The 19,307-nt window shown below is 69.9% G+C and carries 18 protein-coding genes; 1 reads left to right on the forward strand and 17 read right to left on the reverse strand.

Going from position 1 to position 19,307, the window contains the following annotated elements; genetic code table 11:
* Positions 1–103: 103 nt before the first annotated feature.
* The 7 genes from ABD115_RS02100 to ABD115_RS02130 all read right to left on the reverse strand — a co-directional run bounded on the left by ABD115_RS02100 (position 104) and on the right by ABD115_RS02130 (position 9,134).
* Positions 104–1,030 (reverse strand): NUDIX hydrolase, encoded by a 927-nt coding sequence (locus ABD115_RS02100; RefSeq protein WP_343957723.1) that lies wholly within the window; start codon positions 1,028–1,030, stop codon positions 104–106.
* Between the two features lie 9 nt (positions 1,031–1,039).
* A complete protein-coding gene (locus ABD115_RS02105) occupies positions 1,040–1,843 on the reverse strand; it encodes an HpcH/HpaI aldolase/citrate lyase family protein (protein WP_343957725.1) in 804 nt (267 codons plus the stop codon).
* Positions 1,840–2,445, reverse strand: coding sequence for a MaoC family dehydratase (locus ABD115_RS02110; protein ID WP_343957728.1), 606 nt, complete (start codon positions 2,443–2,445; stop codon positions 1,840–1,842). Before ABD115_RS02110 ends, ABD115_RS02105 begins: the two co-directional genes overlap by 4 nt.
* Entirely contained in the window at positions 2,442–4,640 is a 2,199-nt protein-coding gene (locus tag ABD115_RS02115; RefSeq protein ID WP_343957731.1) for an ATP-binding protein, read from the reverse strand. The genes ABD115_RS02110 and ABD115_RS02115 overlap by 4 nt, the downstream gene beginning before the upstream one ends.
* A complete protein-coding gene (locus ABD115_RS02120; RefSeq protein ID WP_343957733.1) occupies positions 4,640–6,247 on the reverse strand; it encodes a carboxyl transferase domain-containing protein in 1,608 nt (535 codons plus the stop codon). Before ABD115_RS02120 ends, ABD115_RS02115 begins: the two co-directional genes overlap by 1 nt.
* 287 nt (positions 6,248–6,534) lie before the next feature.
* Positions 6,535–8,451, reverse strand: a complete 1,917-nt coding sequence (locus tag ABD115_RS02125; RefSeq protein WP_343957735.1) for a hypothetical protein — start codon at positions 8,449–8,451, stop codon at positions 6,535–6,537.
* 260 nt (positions 8,452–8,711) lie between these two features.
* A complete protein-coding gene (locus tag ABD115_RS02130; protein WP_343957737.1) occupies positions 8,712–9,134 on the reverse strand; it encodes a YbjQ family protein in 423 nt (140 codons plus the stop codon).
* A gap of 213 nt (positions 9,135–9,347) precedes the next feature.
* Between ABD115_RS02130 and ABD115_RS02135 the strand changes: the two genes are divergently transcribed.
* A complete protein-coding gene (locus tag ABD115_RS02135) occupies positions 9,348–9,953 on the forward strand; it encodes a histidine phosphatase family protein (protein ID WP_343957739.1) in 606 nt (201 codons plus the stop codon).
* Here ABD115_RS02135 and cls read toward each other — a convergent pair.
* From cls to folE, 10 genes are all read right to left on the reverse strand, one after another.
* On the reverse strand, positions 9,939–11,417 hold the full coding sequence (gene cls, locus ABD115_RS02140) for a cardiolipin synthase (RefSeq protein ID WP_343957741.1): 1,479 nt from the start codon (positions 11,415–11,417) through the stop codon (positions 9,939–9,941). The two genes, ABD115_RS02135 and cls, sit on opposite strands and share 15 nt — an antisense overlap.
* A 75-nt stretch (positions 11,418–11,492) precedes the next feature.
* Complete coding sequence (locus tag ABD115_RS02145; RefSeq protein WP_343957743.1) at positions 11,493–11,669, reverse strand: hypothetical protein; 177 nt, start codon at positions 11,667–11,669, stop codon at positions 11,493–11,495.
* A gap of 144 nt (positions 11,670–11,813) precedes the next feature.
* A complete protein-coding gene (gene lysS, locus ABD115_RS02150) occupies positions 11,814–13,361 on the reverse strand; it encodes a lysine--tRNA ligase (protein ID WP_343957745.1) in 1,548 nt (515 codons plus the stop codon).
* 194 nt (positions 13,362–13,555) lie between these two features.
* On the reverse strand, positions 13,556–14,257 hold the full coding sequence (locus ABD115_RS02155; RefSeq protein WP_343957747.1) for a DUF2520 domain-containing protein: 702 nt from the start codon (positions 14,255–14,257) through the stop codon (positions 13,556–13,558).
* The gene (locus ABD115_RS02160) at positions 14,238–16,019 is read right to left on the reverse strand and encodes a PH domain-containing protein (protein ID WP_343957749.1); all 1,782 of its coding nucleotides are present in this window, start codon (positions 16,017–16,019) and stop codon (positions 14,238–14,240) included. The genes ABD115_RS02155 and ABD115_RS02160 overlap by 20 nt, the downstream gene beginning before the upstream one ends.
* Entirely contained in the window at positions 16,016–16,513 is a 498-nt protein-coding gene (locus ABD115_RS02165; RefSeq protein WP_343957751.1) for a PH domain-containing protein, read from the reverse strand. The genes ABD115_RS02160 and ABD115_RS02165 overlap by 4 nt, the downstream gene beginning before the upstream one ends.
* Positions 16,510–17,010, reverse strand: coding sequence for a DUF3180 family protein (locus ABD115_RS02170; RefSeq protein WP_343957753.1), 501 nt, complete (start codon positions 17,008–17,010; stop codon positions 16,510–16,512). Before ABD115_RS02170 ends, ABD115_RS02165 begins: the two co-directional genes overlap by 4 nt.
* The gene (gene folK / locus ABD115_RS02175) at positions 17,007–17,522 is read right to left on the reverse strand and encodes a 2-amino-4-hydroxy-6-hydroxymethyldihydropteridine diphosphokinase (RefSeq protein ID WP_343957755.1); all 516 of its coding nucleotides are present in this window, start codon (positions 17,520–17,522) and stop codon (positions 17,007–17,009) included. Before folK ends, ABD115_RS02170 begins: the two co-directional genes overlap by 4 nt.
* Entirely contained in the window at positions 17,519–18,718 is a 1,200-nt protein-coding gene (folP, locus tag ABD115_RS02180) for a dihydropteroate synthase (RefSeq protein ID WP_343957757.1), read from the reverse strand. Before folP ends, folK begins: the two co-directional genes overlap by 4 nt.
* Positions 18,715–19,305: a GTP cyclohydrolase I gene (gene folE / locus ABD115_RS02185; protein WP_343957759.1), complete on the reverse strand. Its 591-nt coding sequence runs from the start codon at positions 19,303–19,305 to the stop codon at positions 18,715–18,717. Before folE ends, folP begins: the two co-directional genes overlap by 4 nt.
* Positions 19,306–19,307 lie beyond the last annotated feature (2 nt).

Genomic DNA, 19,307 nt, shown 5'->3' on the forward strand with positions numbered 1-19,307 from the left:
CAGGCGCCCGACAGGGGCCCTGCGTTTGGAATCCGACAGAGGCCCCGCCCCAGGCGCCCGACGGGGCCCGGCACCAGGCGCCCGACGGGGCCCTGCGCCAGGCCTAACCCTCGAGCTTGAAGTGCCCGGGATCCTGCGGGAAAAACTCCGTCACCCCGTACCCCGCCGCAGCCGGAATGCGCACGACCGGCGTGCCGTCGTCGCCGATGCTCACGGTCGGCGTGACGGGCTCCCGCGGAAAGCGGGGAGCCCCGGCGATCGCCTCGGCGACCGATGCGAACGACCCGAGTCGCCTGAGGTTCATGAGCGTCGGCAGGAGCAGCAGTTCGCTCCTCAGATCGGGCACCTCGGCCGGCCGCACCCAGCGAATCGCGACCGCCTCGACTCCGTCGGCCGTCGGCTCCTGGCCCTCTGGCGCGCGGGCGAGAAAGAAATCGGTGTCGAAGCGGCGTTTGCCGCCGATCGGGGTGATCCACCGACCGAACGGCACCACGTCTTCGAGCGCGAGCCGAGCTCCGGCCGCGTCGAGCACGCCGGCAAGCCCACCGGCCCCCGCGGCAACGGGGGTGGGCACCGCGGAGCCGGCGAGGTGGCTGTCGCTCGCGTCGCGCGCAAGCAGCACCCCGACCTCTTCCCAGGCCTCGCGGATCGCCGCGACGCGCAGGGATGCCGCCTCATCGGGCGGCGCGACCGCGCGCCCCGCGGCGGCGCGCCCCGCTACGCCCGCCCCGGCGGCACCGCGTCGCGCGACGTGCCCCGCGGCAAGCCCAGCGTCGCTGGGTTCGAGCACGCCACCGGGGAACACGAGCGCAGACGGAAACGCACCGCGCGAGCTGCCTCGCCTGAGCATGAGCACGCGCAGCGGATCGTCGCGCACGAGCAGCAGCGACGCCGACCGGCGCGGCACTACCGGCTGCCGCGGTTGCCCCGCCACCGGCTGCCCGCCGGCGCCGCCGGCGCTAGCACCACCACCGGCCCCGCCGGCGCCACCAACGCCAGCACGAGCACCGCCACCGGCCCCATCGCTCACGGCTCAGCCCTACTCTCTCGCGACCTCTGCAATGCGCCTGGCCTGGCGCAACAGCGGTTCGTCGATCATTTGCCCATTGTAGGCAAAGACCCCGCTTGGCGCCTCGGCGGCCGCGGCGAGCACACCGCTCGCCCACTCGACGGCGCGCGCGTCAGGCCGGTACGCGTCGCGCAGAATCTCGACCTGGCGCGGGTGCAGGCACATCGCACCGCGAAACCCGGCCGCGGCGGCCTCGGCGGCCTCGGCGCGCAGGCCGGCGTCGTCGGCGAGGTCGGGGTGCACCGTGTCGTAGGCCGGCTTGCCGGCAGCCGCGGCTGCGATGAGCACGCGCGAGCGCGCGTACTCTGCAACCTGGCCAAAGCGGCCGTCTGGCGTGCGGCTCTTGAACCCGCCGATCGCCGCAACGAGGTCTTCTGCGCCCCAGGTGAGGGCAGCGACCCGCGGGTCTGCGGCGAGCGCGTCTGCGCCCTGCACCCCCAGCGGGGTCTCGCACAAAGCCATCACCTCGTACCCCTCGAGCCCGCGCAGGTCGGTGCTCGTCTCGGCCTTCGGCAGCATGAGCTTGCGATAGTTGGTGCGCTGAACGGCGTCGAAGTCGTCGGCGAAGAACTCGGAGCTGCGCGGGTTCACGCGCACGATCACGCGCGCGGGGTCGAGCGGGGTCGCGATGAGGGCGGCGCGCGCCGCAGCCTTGTCGCCGAACGCGACGGCGTCTTCGAGGTCGATGATCACGGCGTCGGCACGGTCGAGCGCCTTCTCGTATCTGTCGGGGCGGTCGCCGGGGCAGAACAGGAGCGCGGAGCCGGCGATCACGCGCCGCTCCCGGCACCTGGTTGGGCTGTCGCGGTCAGCCGGGGTGCATCGGCGGGTGCCGGCGCCGCTGCCACCGCCGCCGCCGCCTCAGGGGCCTCGGCCGACCCCGAGGCGTCAACTTCGGGGGCCCCGTCGGGCCGGCAGCGCATGAGCGTCGAGCGCTTCGCCACCGCAACGATGTTGCCGCGCTGGTCGCGCGCCGTGTGCTCGAACTCAACGACTCCCTGGCCCGGGCGCGACTTCGAGAGCCGCTTGCCGATGATGCGGGTTTCTGCCGTCATCGTGTCTCCGGCCCGCATGGGCGCGGGGAAGCGAATGTCGGTGAACCCGAGATTCGCGACGATCGTGCCCTGGGTGAGCTGCGCGACGGAGAGCCCGACGAGGGTCGACAGGGTGAACATGCTGTTCACGAGCCGCTCGCCGAATTCGGTGGTTGCCGACCACTCGGCGTCGAGGTGCAGCGACTGCGGGTTCATCGTCAGCGTCGTGAACAGCACGTTGTCTGCCTCGGTGACGGTGCGTGCCGGGGCGTGCACGTAGACGTCGCCCTCCTCGAACTCCTCGAAGTATCGCCCGCGCTGCTCAAATCTGCGTTCGCTCATCGTGCTGCCCCTTCCTTGGTGGCGTCGCTCGGCTGGTGTGTGTCGCTCGGCTGGCCTGCGTCCGATCCTACTTCGGGGGTCGCTGGCGCTGCCGCGTCGGGCACGACCTCGGCAAGCACCTCGTTCGCGCCGACCTGCTGCCCGGGTGCGACCCGCAGCACGAGGGTGCCGGCGACCGGGGCGCGCAGCACGTGCTCCATCTTCATCGCCTCGACGCTCACGATGGGCTGGCCGGCGGCGACTGCCGCCCCGTCTTCCGCGTGCACGGCGACCACGGCGCCCGGCATCGGCGACAGCAGCTCGGGGGCCGCCGCGTCGGTGCGGGTGACGCGCTCGAGCACCACGTCTTCAAACCGCCACGTCGCTCCCCCGCTCGCGAGGCGTATCGCGCCCGCGATGCTGCCCGGCCGCGCGCTCACGGCGCGCGGGTCGAACGCGAAGTCGACGTGGGTTGCGCGCCCGTCGAGCAGCACCTGCGCGGTGCCCGCGGGGCGATGCTGGCCTGCGGCGCCGGGTGCGCGGTAGCTGACGCGCACGGCGGCGGATCGCCACTCTCGGTCGGCGCTTCCAGTTTCGGGGGCCGTTGCCCCGCCAGATGCGGCGGTGGATCCTGGGGCGTCGGCGATCCGCACGCGCGCTGCCGCGGCGTTACCAGCGACGAACACCGTGCGCACCGTGTCCGTCTGGCCAACCGCGCGAAGCCTGAAGCGCGCGGGCGCTGGCTCGCCCACCCGCCAGCCCGGCCCGGCCGCGCGTTGCGTCGCCTGGGCCTCGCGGAAAAACAGAACGAGCGCCGCCGCGGCGAACGCGTCGTCGTCGGCGTCGCGGAAGGCGAGCTCTGGCGTGACGCGCTCGATGAGCGCGGTGTCGAGCAGCCCCGCGCGCACGTCGGGGTCGTCGAGCAGCAGCCGCAGAAACTCGACGTTTGTGTCGACGCCGAGGGTGATCGTGTCGGCGAGGGCCGCGCGCAGCAGCCGAATTGCGCCGGCTCGGTCGGGCGCCCAGGTGATGACCTTCGCGAGCATCGGGTCGTAGTCGGAGGTGATGCTCGCCCCCTCGGTCAGGGCGGCATCGACGCGGATCCCCTCCCCCTGAGGCAGCGAAACCGCCTCGAGCACCCCGCCGGTGGGAAGGAACCCTGCGCGCGGGTCTTCCGCGTAGATTCGCGCCTCGATCGAGTGCCCGGTGAGCCGCACGTCTTCCTGCGCGATGCCGAGCGGTTCGCCGGCAGCGACGCGCAGCTGGGCTGCGACGAGATCCACCCCCGTGACCTCCTCGGTCACCGGGTGCTCGACCTGCAGCCTGGTGTTCATCTCCATGAAGGCGAACTCGTTCGGGTCGTCTGCCGACACGATGAACTCGACGGTGCCCGCGCCGCGGTAGTCGATGCTGCGGGCCGTCTCGACCGCGGCCTGAGCGAGCTGCGCCCGCAACTCGTCGGTGAGGTTCGGCGCCGGCGCCTCCTCGATGACCTTCTGGTGTCGCCGCTGCAGCGAGCACTCGCGCTCGCCGAGGTGAATCACGGTGCCGTGGCTGTCGGCGAGCACCTGCACCTCGATGTGGCGTGGGCGGCTGATGAGTCGCTCGAGGAACAGGGTGTCGTCGCCGAACGATGCCTTTGCCTCGCGCCGCGCGGTCGCGAGCGCCTCGGCGAGGTCTTCCGGCTGCGCGACCGCGTGCATGCCCTTGCCGCCGCCGCCGGCGGCGGGCTTCACGAGCACGGGGAACGCGAGCTCGCGCGCCCGCTCGACAAGCTCGTCGTTCGAGAGCCCGGGCTCTGAGACGCCAGGCACGACCGGCACGCCGCGCTGCTGCACGCGCGCACGCGCGCTGATCTTGTCGCCCATCACCTCGAGCGCCTCGACCGAGGGGCCGACGAACACGATCCCGGCCTCGGCGCAGGCGAGCGCGAGCGCCGGCTGCTCTGAGAGGAACCCGTAACCGGGGTGGATCGCTTCGGCCCCCGTGGCCCTCGCCGCCGCGATAATCTGCGAGACGCTGAGGTAGCCGCCGGCGCTGCCGGGCTCCGAGCCGTCGAGCGCGACGGCCTCGTCAGCGAGCCGCACGTGCGGGGCGCCCGCGTCGACCTCGCTGTAGACGGCGACCGAGCGCACGCCGAGGTCGCTGAGGGTTCTGATAATCCGGCAGGCGATCTCGCCGCGGTTTGCAATAAGTACTGAAGAGAACATCGCCATCACATCCGAAAGATTCCGTAGCCCTGATCCGCGAGCGGCGCCCGCGAAACGGTATCGAGCGCGAGGCCAAGCACCCCGCGAGTGTCGAGCGGATCGATGATCCCGTCGTCCCACAACCGGGCGCTCGCGTAGCGCGCATCGCTCTGCTCGGCGAACCGCTCGAGGGTGGGGCGCGAGAACTCGGCCTCCTCCTCGGCACTCCAGGTGCCACCGGCGGCCTCGATCTTGTCGCGTTTGACCGTCGCAAGCACGGAGGCTGCCTGCGGGCCGCCCATCACGCCGATGCGCGACGTCGGCCACATCCAGAGGAAGCGGGGCGAGTAAGCGCGCCCGCTCATGGCGTAGTTGCCTGCCCCGAAGGATCCGCCCACGATCACAGTGAGTTTCGGCACGCGGGCGCAGGCGACGGCGGTGACCATCTTCGCGCCGTGCTTCGCGATGCCGCCGCGCTCGTACTCGCGGCCCACCATGAAGCCCGACAGGTTCTGCAGGAACACGAGCGGAATCTTGCGAGTGTCGCAGAGCTGCACGAAGTGCGCACCCTTCTGAGCCGACTCGGCAAACAACACCCCGTTGTTCGCAATGATGCCGACCGGGTGGCCCTCGATGCGGGCGAAGCCCGTGACGAGCGTCGAACCGAAGTCGCGCTTGAACTCGTGGAAGCGGCTGCCGTCGACGATGCGCGCGATGATCTCGCGGGCGTCGAAGGGCGACTGCGGCTCTGGCGGCACGACGCCGTAGAGCTGGCTCGGGTCGACGGCGGGCTCCTCCGGCGCCTCGACATCCCAGGCGCGGGGCGCCGGGGCGGGCAGCTGCGCAATGATGTCGCGCACGATCTCGAGCGCGTGCTCGTCGTTCTCGGCAAGGTGGTCGGCAACCCCGGAGTCGCGGGTGTGGGTGACGCCGCCGCCGAGCTCCTCGGCGCTCACGACCTCACCGGTCGCCGCGCGCACGAGGGGCGGGCCGCCGAGGAAGATGGTGCCCTGCTCGCGCACGATGACGACCTCGTCGCTCATCGCTGGCACGTAGGCGCCGCCGGCGGTGCTCGACCCCATCACCGCGGCGATCTGCGCGATGCCGCGAGCCGACATGCGCGCCTGGTTATAGAAGATGCGCCCGAAGTGCTCGCGGTCGGGGAAGACGTCGTCTTGCAGCGGCAGGAACGCACCTCCCGAATCGACGAGGCTCACGCAGGGCAGCTCGTTCTCGGCCGCGATCTCCTGCGCGCGCAGGTGCTTCTTCACGGTGAGCGGCATGTACGTGCCGCCCTTCACCGTCGGGTCGTTGGCGATGATCATGACCTTGCGGCCGTGGATCTCGCCGACGGCGGTGATGAGGCCGGCGGCCGGGATGTCTTCGTCGTAAACGCCGTCGGCGGCGAGGGCCCCGACCTCGAGCAGCGGGCTGCCCCGGTCGACGAGGCGCTCGACGCGGTCGCGAGGCAGCAGCTTGCCGCGGCTCAGGTGGCGCTCGCGCGATGCCTCGCTGCCGCCGAGCGCAACCTCGGCGAGGCGCTCGCGCAGCCCCTTGACGGCGGCGCGGTGCGCCTCCTCGTTCGCGCGGTACTCGGCGCTCGCAGGTCTGGCCTGGCTCGCGAGAGTCTCCATCGACGCCCCCTTCCGGTTGTGGCACTGCGCGTCCGTGCGCCCGCCTGCATTTAGGTTAGCGGTCGCTAACTCAATTGTCTAGCGGTTGCTGTGGGGTCGGTGGGGGTGCTGGGTGGTGGGTGGTGGGGGCTGCGGGCTGCGGGCTGAGGGCTGCGCCTCGCCTCGCCTGCGCTCGATAGGCAAACAGCAGTAGGTCGACCCCAAACCGGTGTCTGGGGCCGACCTACTGCAGATTGCCGAGTATGCGCTGGCGCTCGGGCGGCTGCCCTGGCCTTGGGCTGGGCGCGCTACCGCCTGCGCGCGAGGGTGCTCGCCGCGAGCACCGCCCCCGCGGCAAGCAGCAGGGCCGCGAGCGCCGCGCCGGCGAGCGGGGCAATCGAGCCCGAGGTGGCGAGATTCGGGCCCTGGGGGCCGGTGGGCTTCTGCCCGCCGGGGCCTCCCGGATCCACCACTGTCGCCTGCTGCACCGTGAGCAGCGCGCCGGCCGACACCGCCTCACCACCGGCGCTCGTTGCGATCGCCCGGTATTGGAAGCCACTGTGCGCGAGATCGGCCGCGACCTGAAGGCTCAGGCCGTCGGTGCTCACGGTAGCAGCTGGGTCAGACGCCACCGGTTCCCACGTCTTGCCGCCATCGCGCGACACCTCCCAGGCCACCGTCGGCGCGGGGCTTCCCGAGGCCGCCACCTCGAACCTGGCAGTCGCGCCGTCGTTCACGACCTGCGGCTTCGGGTCGGTCACCGCCGGGGCGCCCGTGTAGGTGAACGACTGGGAGTAGGTGATGGGAGGCTGCGGCACGCCCGCGATCTCCCAGTTCACTACAACGTCGACCGGGCCCGGTGCGTGGGGCGGCGTGACCGCGCGTACTGCCCCGACTGCGAGCTCCTCGAACTCGGCGGCGGCGACCCCGCCGAAGCTCACACCCGCGAGGTTCACCTCGGGTCGCGGCACCTGAGCGAGCGCGTCGCTCGCTGTCGTCGAGCCGTTGCCGAGCTGGCCGCTCGGGTTGTCTCCCCACGCGTAGAGCTCCTCGTCACTGCCGAGCACGAGGGTGAATCCATAGCCCGTGCGCACATCGACGGGGGTCACGCCCGAAGGCAGCGCCACCGGCGCCTCCTGAACCGACGTGGTGACACCTGGCTCGCCCGTCAAACCGGCGGGGTTCGTGCCCCACGCAGTGAGCTCGCCCCCCGGTGCAAACGCGAACGAGAACGTGCCCCCGCCGCGCAGCTGCGTCGCGCTGCGACCCGCCACCCCGTCGGCTTCGACGGGCACGAGGCTGTTCAGTGGCTCGAGATTCACGCCCAGCTGCTTGTCGAGGTTCTGCCCCCAGGAGTAGGTCGTACCGTCTTCGCCGAGCGCGAGCGTGTGCACCTGCCCGACGGCCACGTGCTGCGCAAGAGCGCCGCCGGGCAGCGTCACCGCGGTCGGCGCGCTGAGCAGTGGCGTCTCGCCCGACCCGAGCTGGCCCGTCGTGCTCTCACCCCAGGTGTAGACGATGCCGTTCGTGCCGAGCGCCGCCGAGTGCACAAAGCTTCCGTGAATCTCCGCGAAGGTCACGCCCGCTGGCATGAGCATCTTAATCGGCACGAAGCTATTGAAAACGTTCTCGTTTGCGTCGCCGATGCCGAGCCTGCCGCCCGCGTTCGTGCCCCAGGAGTACCCCGTGCCGTCTGGCGTGATCGCGAGCGAGTGCAGTTGGCCTGCCGAGAGCGCGGCGAACGTGACGCCCGCTGGCATGTGCACGCGCGTTGGCACGAGCGCATCGTCTCGCGAGTCGAGGCCGAGCTGCCCATTGAAGCCCGCGCCCCAGGCGTACGCCGAGCCGTCTTCTGCGAGCGCGAGCGAGAACCGCCCGCCCCCGCTCACCTCGGTGAACTTCACGCCCTCGGGCATCACGACGGGCACTGGCGCGGCGGCGTCTACCTTCGTTCCGTTGCCCAGCTGGCCGTTGCCGTTCGCGCCCCAGGCGTACACGGTGCCGCTCGTGCCGAGCGCGAGCGAGTGGTCGCGGCCGGCCGAGATCGAGACGTAGGCTTCTTCGGGCAGCCCCGGCAGCGTCACGCTCGTGCCGCCCGCCTCGGGCCCGGAGTCGGGCACCGGGCCGGGCTCCGCCGCCACCGCGGGGCCGACAGCCGCGGTGGCCAGGAGTGCCGCGGTGGCGCCCAACCCAATCGCGAATCGCACAAGCACAGGTCGAGCCACAGGTTCCCCCTCGATCACACGGATCAGACACCTTGTCAATACAAATCTGATGCATAGCCAAGGTTTGGTATAACAGACACTAACCCGCTGCACCTCGTGTGTAAAGGGCACAGGTGACTCAACTCGGGGGCATAACTATGCCGGCGGGGGTGCTGCGCGACCCCGGGCTGCGCTGCGCTGCACGGGCTATCTGCAGGAGATAGGGCCCAGAACCCTGGGTGGGGCCTATCGGCTGCAGATTGGATATGCAGTGCAGCGGGCTAGGGCTGGGGCGGCAGCTGGACCGCGGCAGGGGGCTGGACCGCGGCAGGGGGCTGGCCCGGAGCAGGGGGCTGGCCCGGAGCAGGGGGCTGGGCCTGGCCCGCGTCGAGCGGCTCGATCACCACCGCGGTGCCGTAAGCGCAGAACTCGGTGAAGGCACCGATCGACCCGGAGTCGAAGCGCATCGCGATCACCGCGTTTGCCCCGCGCTGCTGCGCCTCGGCCCACATGCGGTGCATGACCTCCCACCGCGATTCGTAGATGACCTTCGTATACTCCGGCATCTCGCCGCCGCCGAGCGCACGGAACCCCGCGGTAAAGTTCTGCCCGAAATTGGCGGAGCGCACGGTAAGCCCCATCACCTCGCCGAGCACACGGGTCACGCGATAGCCGGGCACATCGTTGGTAGTCACGACAAACATCAGAAGTCTCCCTTTCACCCGCCTATGCGTCGAGCGGGGTTCATGCATCACAGTACTGCCGCCCATAGCCAACACACACGCGCCACAAGCACCGGCCGCGCACGCGCCCCGCGCACCGCGCACGCGCCCCGCGCACCGCGCACCGCGCATCGCGCACCGCGCACCGCGCACCGCGCACCGAGCGTCTCAGCCCGACGCGCTAGCGTTGAGAGCATGACTGTGACCCCAGCCCCAGCGGCACCCCCCGTACTCGCGCTCGTTCGACACGGCGAGACCGATTGGAACCACGCCAGGCGCATCCAGGGCCGCACCGAGGTGCCGCTGAACGACACGGGCAGGGCGCAGGCGAGTGCGGCGGGCGCCCTGCTCGCTACCGCGGCGCACGGCCCATGGGAAGGGGCGTATGCTTCCCCGCTCGGGCGCGCGATCGAGACCGCTGAGATCATCGCGCAGCGGCTGGGTCTCGCGGCCCCAACCATCGACGAAGGCCTCTGGGAGCGCGACTTCGGCGAGGCCGAGGGGCTGCTCGTCGAAGACATCGAGGCGCGATGGCCCGGACAGCGAGGCATTCCCGGTTCGGAGCCGCTCGACTCGGTCGCCGAGCGCTCCGCCGCCGCAATCGACAGCATCTATCGCAGCGCGCCCGGTTCGATCGTCGTCGCCCACGGGGCAATGCTGCGCGCCGGCATCGGTCGGCTGATTGGGGCAGAGATGCCGCGGATCCCGAACGGCGAGATCTGGCTGCTGCGCCGCGAGCCCGCCGGGTACACCGCAGCGCTGCTCGACCCCGCGACCGCGCCCCCGCTACTGCACCGCTGAGGTGAGGCGCGCGAGCCCGTCGAGCAGCTGCGAACGCAGCGGCTGCTTCGCCCACTCCTCGGGGAGCAGCTCCCGCGAGTTCGCCCGATAGTAGTCGGTCACCTCATCGAGGTCGCGCACAAAGCTCGCCCCGCGCACCACCATTGAGATCTCCATGTTCAAGCCGAACGAGCGCGGATCCATATTCGAGGAGCCAACGACCGCGACCTCGTCGTCGATCGTGAAGTGCTTCGAGTGCAAAATATAGGGTGGCCGGTACATCCAGATGCGCACGCCAGCGGTGAGCAGCTCCTCGTAGTACGAGCGCTGGGCGTGGTAGACGAGCGCTTGGTCGCCAATCTCTGACACGAACAGCTCGACCTCGACACCGCGGGCCGTCGCCGCTCGCAGCGCGTTCATAATGGAGCCGTCAGGCACGAAGTACGGGCTCGTGATGCTGATGCGGTGCCTCGCGGCATACAGTAGCGCGACGAACACCTGCAGGTTGTTCTCCGAGGCATACCCCGGCCCGCTCGGCACGATCTGGCAATCGAGCTCGCCGGGAAACTCCGTCTCAACGGTCTCGATGTCGAGCTGCTCGAGGTAGGTGTCGGTCTCGAGGTACCAGTCGGCCTGGAACACGGCCTCGAGCCCGAGCACGATCGGCCCCTCCACGCGCACCATGATGTCGCGCCAGTGGAGCCCGCGCCGAATATTGCCGCGCTTGTTGTAGCTCGAATCGACGAGGTTTTGCGACCCGGTGAAGCCAACACGGCCGTCGACGACGACGAGCTTGCGGTGGTTGCGCAGGTCGGGGCGCTGGTATTCCCCGCGCCACGGGCGCACCGGCAGCATGTACGTCCACTCGACGCCCATGCCGTCGAGGCTCTCAGCGGTGCGCCGCCTCCCGGGGTTTCTCACGGCCGAGATGTGGTCGAGCATCACGCGCACCTTCACCCCGCGCGCGGTTGCCCGGCGCATCGCCGCAAACACGACGTCGGTCGTGTCGTCGTGCACGAGAATGTAGAACTGCACGTGCACATAGTCTGTGGCCTCGTCGATAGCCTCAGCGATCTGCCGAAACGACAGCTCGTAGTCGATCGTCATCGTCGCGACGTTGCCGCGGAGCATGGGCTGCGCGCCGAGCGCCTGCCCGAGCCTGACGGCGCTCTCGATCGCTGGCGACATCGCGTCGATATCAGAGATCAGCCCGCGGTTCTCGCGTTCGGCGAGGCCCGCGACAAGCTGGTTGATGGCGTCTTGTTTCTCCTCGCGATGCGCCGGCAACCGGTTGCTGCCGATGATGAGAAACACGATGAGCCCCGGCACTGGCAACAGGAAGATTGCGAGCAGCCAGGCCATCCCCGACGTTGGGCGGCGATTGCGGGGCACGACAAACAGTGCAACGATGCGAATCGCCATGTCGATCGTGACGGCGACGGCAGCGCCAATCGCGGCCCAATTCCAGCCAGAGAAGAACTCCATGCGCGCCCTCTCCCTGGAAATGCAGTAGCTACGCGGGAACCCGCGCCTGCACTAACTGTAGCGAAAAAGCGGCGGTTACTCCTCGCGCGCCGGCAAGCCTGCTTTTTCGCGCTCCTGATCTTCGATCTCGCGGTAGATGCGGCGCTCGGTGCGGTCGGCGCGCAGGATCAGCCGCATCACCATCCAGAAGAAAATCCCGATGAGCACGGTCGGCGTGAGCGACCAGACGGCATTCATCCACCAGTTATCCATAATTGCCAACCTTACCCGCCCACCCCCGAAGGTTTCCTGGGCATTGCACCGTCATACAACCATCACACACCTACAAAAACCTCAGGCCCCTGTGCGCGCACTCGGGGCCTGAGGGAGGGCGGCGGGCGAGGCGCCCGCCGCCTACTACTTCACGAGCGGGAAGAGGATCGTCTCGCGAATTCCCAGCCCGGTGAGCGCCATGAGCAGCCGGTCCATGCCCATTCCCATGCCACCGGTCGGGGGCATCGCGTGCTCGAGCGCGCGCAAGAACTCCTCGTCGACCTTCATCGCCTCGACGTCGCCGCGCGCGCCCTCTGCCGCCTGCTGCACGAAACGCTCGCGCTGCACCACCGGGTCGATGAGCTCGGAGTACCCGGTCGCGAGCTCGAAGCCGCGAATGTACAGATCCCACTTCTCGACGACGCCGGGAATCGAGCGGTGGTGGCGGGTGAGCGGGCTCGTCTCGACCGGGAAATCCATCACGAACGTCGGCGTGGTGAGCGAGTCGATCACGAAGTGCTCCCACAGCTCTTCGACGAGCTTGCCGTGGTTCGCGAGCGGCACCTCGACGCCCTCCCTGTCTGCGATGGCCTGCAGCTCTGCCACGCTCGTCTCGGGGGTGATCTCGACACCGGCGGCCTCAGACAGCGAGCCGTACATCGAGATGCGGTTCCACTCCCCACCGAGGTCGAACAGCGTGCCGTCGGCCCACTGCACGACGTGCGTGCCTTCGCGATCTGAGTCGACGTTTGCGGCAAGCGCCGCGTTCTGCACGAGCTCCTGCGTGAGATCGGCGATGCCGTTGTAGTCGGTGTATGCCTGGTACGACTCGAGCATCGCGAACTCGGGGCTGTGGGTCGAGTCGGCGCCCTCGTTGCGGAAGTTGCGGTTGATCTCGAACACGCGCTCGAGGCCGCCAACGGCCGCGCGCTTGAGGAACAGCTCGGGCGCGATGCGAAGGTAGAGCTCCATGTCGAACGCGTTGGAGTGCGTCACGAACGGGCGCGCCGAGGCGCCTCCGTGCATGGTCTGCAGCATCGGCGTTTCGACCTCGATGAAGCCGCGCTTCGCGAACGTCTCGCGCAGGCTCGCCATGGTGCGGGCACGCGTCACCACGTTAGTGCGCGCCTGCTCTCGGGCGATGAGGTCGAGGTAACGCTGGCGCACCCGCGTCTCTTCGTTCAGCTCCGCGTGCAGGTTCGGCAGCGGCGCGATCGCCTTCGCGGCGACCTGCCATTCCTTCACCATGATCGACAGCTCGCCGCGCCGGCTCGAGATGACCTCGCCGCTGACGAACAGGTGGTCACCGAGGTCGGTGAGCTCCTTGTACTCGGCGAGCGACTCCTCGCCAACCTCCGCGAGCGACAGCATCGCCTGAATGCGCTGACCGTTGCCGGCCTGCAGCGCCGCGAAGCAGAGCTTGCCGGTGTTGCGCTGAAAGACGATGCGGCCGGCAATGCCGACCGTCTCGCCCGACTGCGAGTCTGGCGCGTCTTCGAGCTGCTTCCACTTCGCGCGAACCTCGGGAATCGTCGTCGTGACAGGCACCGCGACTGGGTACGCGCCGCCACCGAGCCCACCCGCGGCGTTCAGCCGCTCCCGCTTCTCGAGGCGGATGCGCTTCTGCTCGAAGATTTCCTCTTCGCTCTGAACTGGTTCAGTTGCGGGGTTCGGCGCAGTGTGCTCGCTCATGTGGCGGGTTCCTCCGTTGTGTAGGCGTAGACACCCATCTTATGCGAGGCGGCTGGGGTTCTCGCATTCGCGCCGAGTGCGCGCTCCGGCGCGGGGCACGGGGTGCGGGGCGCGGGGTGCGGTTGTGCTCAGCCCGGCGCCGGGTCGGGTCGCGCAGCGCGCGGGTGCGGATCCTCGGCTCGTGCCCGCGCCAGCTAGCTGCCGAGATCGACGTCGCCGCCGTGGCGCCCCATCTCTTCGTCGACTGCCGAGTGCACAGCGCCGCCAACGATGCGGTCAGCGCGCGCCACGCCGAGCTGTTGCAGCACGAGAACGGCCTCAGCCGCCGCCCGGCGGGCGGTTGCTGCCGCGGCGGCGACCGCCGCGGCATACGCGGCCCTGTCAGTTTCGGCGACGAGCACTGGCTCGGCCCCCATCTCAACGACGAGCGCCTGGCCGATGGGCTGCACGACTGCCGGAGCCGTCACCGCGACCGTCGCGCCGTTCAGGCGCGCAATGTCGAGGCTCGTGCCGGTGAACACCATGCTCGGGTGCAGCGCGATGGGAATCACGCCTGGCGCCGCGGCAAACACGCCGGTGCCGTGCTCGGGCGCCGTGTGAATGACGAGCTGCCCCGGCTGCCAGGCGCCGAGCTTCGCGAGCCCGGAGACGAGGCCCTCGAGCTCGCTGCCGGGAATTGCGAGCAGCACGAGCTCGGATCGCCGCACGATCTCTTGCACCTCAAGAACCGGCACGCCGGGGAGCATGGCTTCGGCCCGCTCCCGGCTCTCCTCGCTCACGGCGCTGATGCCGGTGATCGCGTGGCCCGCGCCCGCCAGGGCCCTGCCGAGCACCGGGCCCACGCGGCCCGCGCCGACGATGCCGATGCCGAGCCGGCTAGCCTGCTGCGTCGTCATCGTGCGCCTGGCGCCTCGTCACGGGGTGCGTGTCAGACTCGGCCCGCTGCACGGCGAGCATCGTCGCCGACAGCTCGCCGAAGAATCGCTGCGCGTCGGCGAGACCGAGCCCTCGCACAGACACCCGCACAGGCCCGAGCACCGTGTGGGCCTGCAGCGACGCAAGCCCGAGCACGTAGTGCCAGAGCGGGCGGCTGAGCTGCACCGACTGGGCCCGCACGATCGGCATGATGATGAACGTGCGCGTGAGGGCGCCGCGGCGCACACGCAGCGTCGCGTCGGTGAGCGGCGCTGCGCTGCCGTCGGTGCTCGCGGGCACGTCGATGCGGATCCCGGCGCGTCGCTTGCCAAACCACAGTAACCAGCCAGCGCGCGCGCCAGCCCGGAGGTAGCCGTCGCCCGGGCCGGTGAGCCCCTCGGTGACGCCGGTCGCGGCGCCGGGAACGAGCGTCTCGATCACCCGCACTACATCGGTGTGCCGCCCGACCGGCAGCACGATGTTCTGCGTCACGTTTTGGCCGGCCTCAGACACCGAGTGGCCGGCGAGCGTCACGCGCACGCGCCACCACCCGAAGGGGCGCCAGAACAGCGGCTGGCGCGCCTCGATCGCGTGGATGCGCCCAAACGGAATCGAATCGGTCACTGTCGAGGTGAGCCCCGAGCCTACGCGCACCGAGTCGCGCCCGCGCGACAGCACGAAGTTGAAGCCCTTGTTGAACTGACTGAACATCATGCCGAACGTCACCAAGATGAGTGGAATGACGGTGAGCAGCGAGATGCCGCCCGAAGCGAGGAAGCCATCGCTACCGGTCACCACGCCGATAGCCGAGCTCACGACGCCCCAGAACACTGCGAGCAAGAGCAGCAGCAGCGTGATAACCGCCTCCCAACTCAGCAGAATCGAACCGAGTAGGCGCCCAAGAGGCACCCTCACGAGGGCCTGCGCCGCGGCCGCCTCGGGGTCGACATCGAAGTCTGCGAACTCCTGCGCACGCTGGGTGAGCGCGTCGGCGGGGGCGGCGTAGGCCGAGCCGTCGTAGTACACGGGAGCTGCCGCCGAGATCTCGTCGATCGGCTGCGCGACACTCTCGCCGTTTCTGCGGGCGGTGGCGAGCAACAAGATGCGTTCGCGCACGGTTTTCGCGTCTCGGTGGCCGAGGTAGGCAAGCTCGACCTTGCCGCCCTGCCCGCCGGTCAGTACCTCAATCTTCGTGAGCCCGAGCAATCGAGCGAGCAGCGGGCGCTGCAGGTTGACGCTCTGCACTCGGTCGAGCGGGGCGCGTCGGTGCTGCCGAAATACGACGCCCGAGCGCGACTCAACCGCGTCGGCGGTCACCCGGTAGCTGTGGAAGCGCCAGGCGACCCAGGCCAGGCCGACGATCACGAGCACGAGCGCAAGCACCGAGCCGAGCGCGATGAGCAAGATTTGCCCGTTCGAGAGCATCACGATGATGTTTTCGAACTCGTCTTCACCGGCCTGCGCCCCCGCGGCGCCGCCGAAGAAGAGGCGCACAAAGAGATCGCGGAAGTTCGCGATAATCACGCCGACGAGCACGACGAGCACGAGGCCGCCGCGCAGGAGCGGCGATAGCGGGTGTAGGCGCCGCCACCCCTCGGAGTCTGCGGTGCCCGGCATCTGCTCCGCCCCTGCCGGTTCAGCGGGCGTAGCGCCCCGCTCTGCAGCCAGAGCTTCTGGCCCTGCGGCCCTCGGTTCGCCTGGCGTCTCGCCAGGCTCCGCGCCCGGGAATTCGTGGGAGGTCACAGCCCCGACCGCCGCGATTCGGCGAGCTCAACGAGCCTGTCGCGCAGCGCCTCGGCGTCTGCCTGCTGCAGCCCGGGCAATTGCACCCCCGTCGCGGCAGAGGCCGTCACAAACTTCAGTGTCGACAGACCGAGCGCGCGCAGCAGCGGCCCGCGGGTAATATCGACGAGCTGCAGCCTGCCGTAGGGCACCGAGACGATGCGCTCGAACATAATGCCTCGGCGAAACAGGAGGTCGTCTTCGCGCAGCACGTAACCGATTGCCTTCACCCGCCGGAACGCGAACAGCGAGTTGATGAGGAAGAAAGCGACAAGCCCCCACAGCACCAGCGTCAGCCACAACGGCACCTCACCGTGATTCGACAGTGAGACGATGATGACGACGATGAGCGGCAGGAACGAGGTCACCACATTAATGATGAGATCGGATACTGCGTACTTCGGGGAGACTCGGTGCCACTGGGGTGCGAGTTCGGGGTGCGTCTGTTGGGTCACGTCTCAAGTGTAGCCAGCCCCGCGCCGTCTTCGCCCTCGGGGTCGTCGCCGGGCGGCACGCGGCACAGGTGCTCAGTAACGATCGCGCACCCAAGCAGCAGTGCCCCCGTGACGAGCGTGACGAGCATCGGCAGCCACGTCTCGATCGGCGCGGGCACGCTCCTTCCCAGCAGCGAGAGCAGCAGCCCGCCGCCGAACCCGGTGAACAGCGCACCGACGAGCTGGCCGGCACGCGCCGTCGCGAGTAGGCGCACCGCGTGGAACGGGTCAACCGCGCCCGTTCCCTTCTTCATGTGTCGCCGTAGTCTGAGCCCGAGCGAGATGAGCAGCGCTGCGAGCAGCGTCAGTGTGACCGCGAGAGAATAGGGTGGCACGAGCGATGGCCGGCCGCGCGACAGCAGCCAAGCCTGAATGAGCAGCGCGATCGCCGCACCGATCGCGCCCGAGGCAACGAGGTGCAGCGGGTTGAGCCCGCGCAGCCGCTGCTCGCCGCTCATGTCGCGGCCTCCTCACTGAACGGCGCGGTGGTGTCGCCAACGCGCTCGAGCAGCGCAGCCACGGGGCCGTGACCCATCAGCACAGCGTGCGGGTCGAGCTGCAACCAGGGAGCGAGCACGAAGTCGCGCTCGTGCGCACGTGGGTGTGGCACCGTCAGTCGGTCGTCGGCGATCACCCGCCCGCCGAACAGAATGAGGTCGATGTCGAGGGTGCGATCGCCCCATCGCTTGTCACGAACGCGGCCGAAGTCGCGCTCGACCGCCTGCAGCACGTCGAGGAGCTCGTGCGGCGTGAGCGTCGTATCGGCACGCGCGACGCCGTTCACGTATTTCGGGGCGTGCATATCGGGGCCGTCGAGCGTGAGCGCCACCGTCTCTCGCAGCGGCGATGCCTCGAAGGCCGTGATGCCGGGCGCGGCTGCGAGCTCGCGCTGCGCGGCGCGGATCGTGTCGCCGCGCCCACCGAGATTCGAGCCAAAGGCAAGCAACACCGGCACCACCTGGGCGATCATCGCCGCCCCCGTGCGCGATCGACCGTGACGGAAACGTCGGCGAAGGGCGCCGCGATTGGCGCGTCTGGCTTGTGCACGGTGATGCGTGCCCGGCTGACCGCTGCGTAGCTCAGCGCAAGCTGCGCTACGCGCTCGGCCACGGTCTCGATGAGGTCGACAGGATCGGCCGCCACTGCCGCCACGATCGCGTCGGCGAGCTCACCATAGTGCACGGTATTTTCGAGGTCGTCGCCGGCCGCGGCTTGACGCAGGTCGACACTGAGTTCGGCGTCAATAAAGAACCGCTGCCCCTCTTCGCGTTCGAAGTCGAACACGCCGTGGTGAGCAAACACCTCGAGCCCCGTCAGGGTGATCCGGTCGCCGGCGCCCCCGCCCGAGCCCGACCAAGCGCGCTCAACAGCGATCGCCGTCGCGGTGCCAGCGACGTCGTGCACCCGCACACCCCACGCGCCCGCACGCGCCGCGAGCGCACTCACCACGGCGGTCGCGCCGTCGCGGTCGCGCGGAGCGGTCGCCGCCCCGGGCACGGTCTCGAGCAGTTCCCCAAGCATCCGCTTGCGAGATGCGCCGATAAGCACCGGGTAGCCCGCGGCCCGTAGCTCGCCGAGCCGCCGCAGCAACTCCCAGCACTGCTCGCCGGTCTTATCGAAGCCGAGACCCGGGTCGAGAATCAGCAGCCCCGGATCCACCCCGGCCGCAATCGCCGCCGCCGCACGCTCCGCGAGCGCGTCGCGCACCTCGGTGACGACGTCGCCGTAGTGCGACCGGTCGTTGGCTGGGTCTGGAATGCCGCGCCAGTGCCCGACGATGAGCGCTACCCCGTGTTCACGGGCGGCGCGCGCAGCAACGGCCAGCATCTCGGGGTCGTGCAGCCCGCCAGAGACGTCGTTGATATAAGTCGCGCCGGCTGCAACCGCGGCGGCCGCTGTCTCGGCGTGAATCGTGTCGATCGACACGACGATGCCCTCGGCCACAAGCCCCCGAATCACCGGCAGCACACGCTCGAGTTCGTCAGCTCGTGGCACCGCTGTCGCTCCGGGTCGCGTCGATTCACCTCCGACATCGATCACGTGCGCGCCCGCGGCGACGAGCTGCCTGGCCCGCTCGATCGCCAGCCCGGGCTCGAGGTAGTCGCCGCCGTCGCTGAACGAGTCTGGCGTCGCGTTGAGCACGCCGAGCACCACGGGGCCCGTCACAGCGCACACCTTTCGGCCCCTGGCGCGATCAGCGCCATGACCTCGGCGCGCGCGGCCGGCTCCGCGAGCGAGCCGCGCGATGCAATCGTGACCGCTTCGGCGCCGACCTCGCGCACGCCCCGATCGGTCACGCAACCGTGAGTCGCCTCGAGCACCACGAGCACGCCGAGCGGGGCAAGGCCCGTCACGAGCGCCTCGGCAATCTGCTCCCCCAATCGCTCCTGCACCTGCGGGCGCTCGGCCAGCGCAGCGACCACTCGCGGCAGGGCGCTGAGCCCGACGACGCGTTCGCCCGGCCGGTACGCAACGTGGGCGAGCCCGCGAAACGGCAGCAGGTGGTGCTCGCACACCGAGCGCAGGGCGATATCGCGCATGAGCACGAGCTCCCCCGTCTCGCCATCGACCGGAATCGCGTCGGCGAGAAACTGCTGCGGGTCGACCCCAACGCCGGCGAAGAACTCAGCGTACGACTCTGCGACCCGTTCCGGGGTGGCGCTGAGCTCCGCACTGTCGGGGTCGGCGCCGATCGCAACGAGCAATTCGCGAACTGCTCGCGCGACCCGGCCCCGATCCACCCCAGCGTTCACGG

The organism is Leucobacter albus, from assembly GCF_039528015.1.
GTDB lineage: Bacteria > Actinomycetota > Actinomycetes > Actinomycetales > Microbacteriaceae > Leucobacter > Leucobacter albus.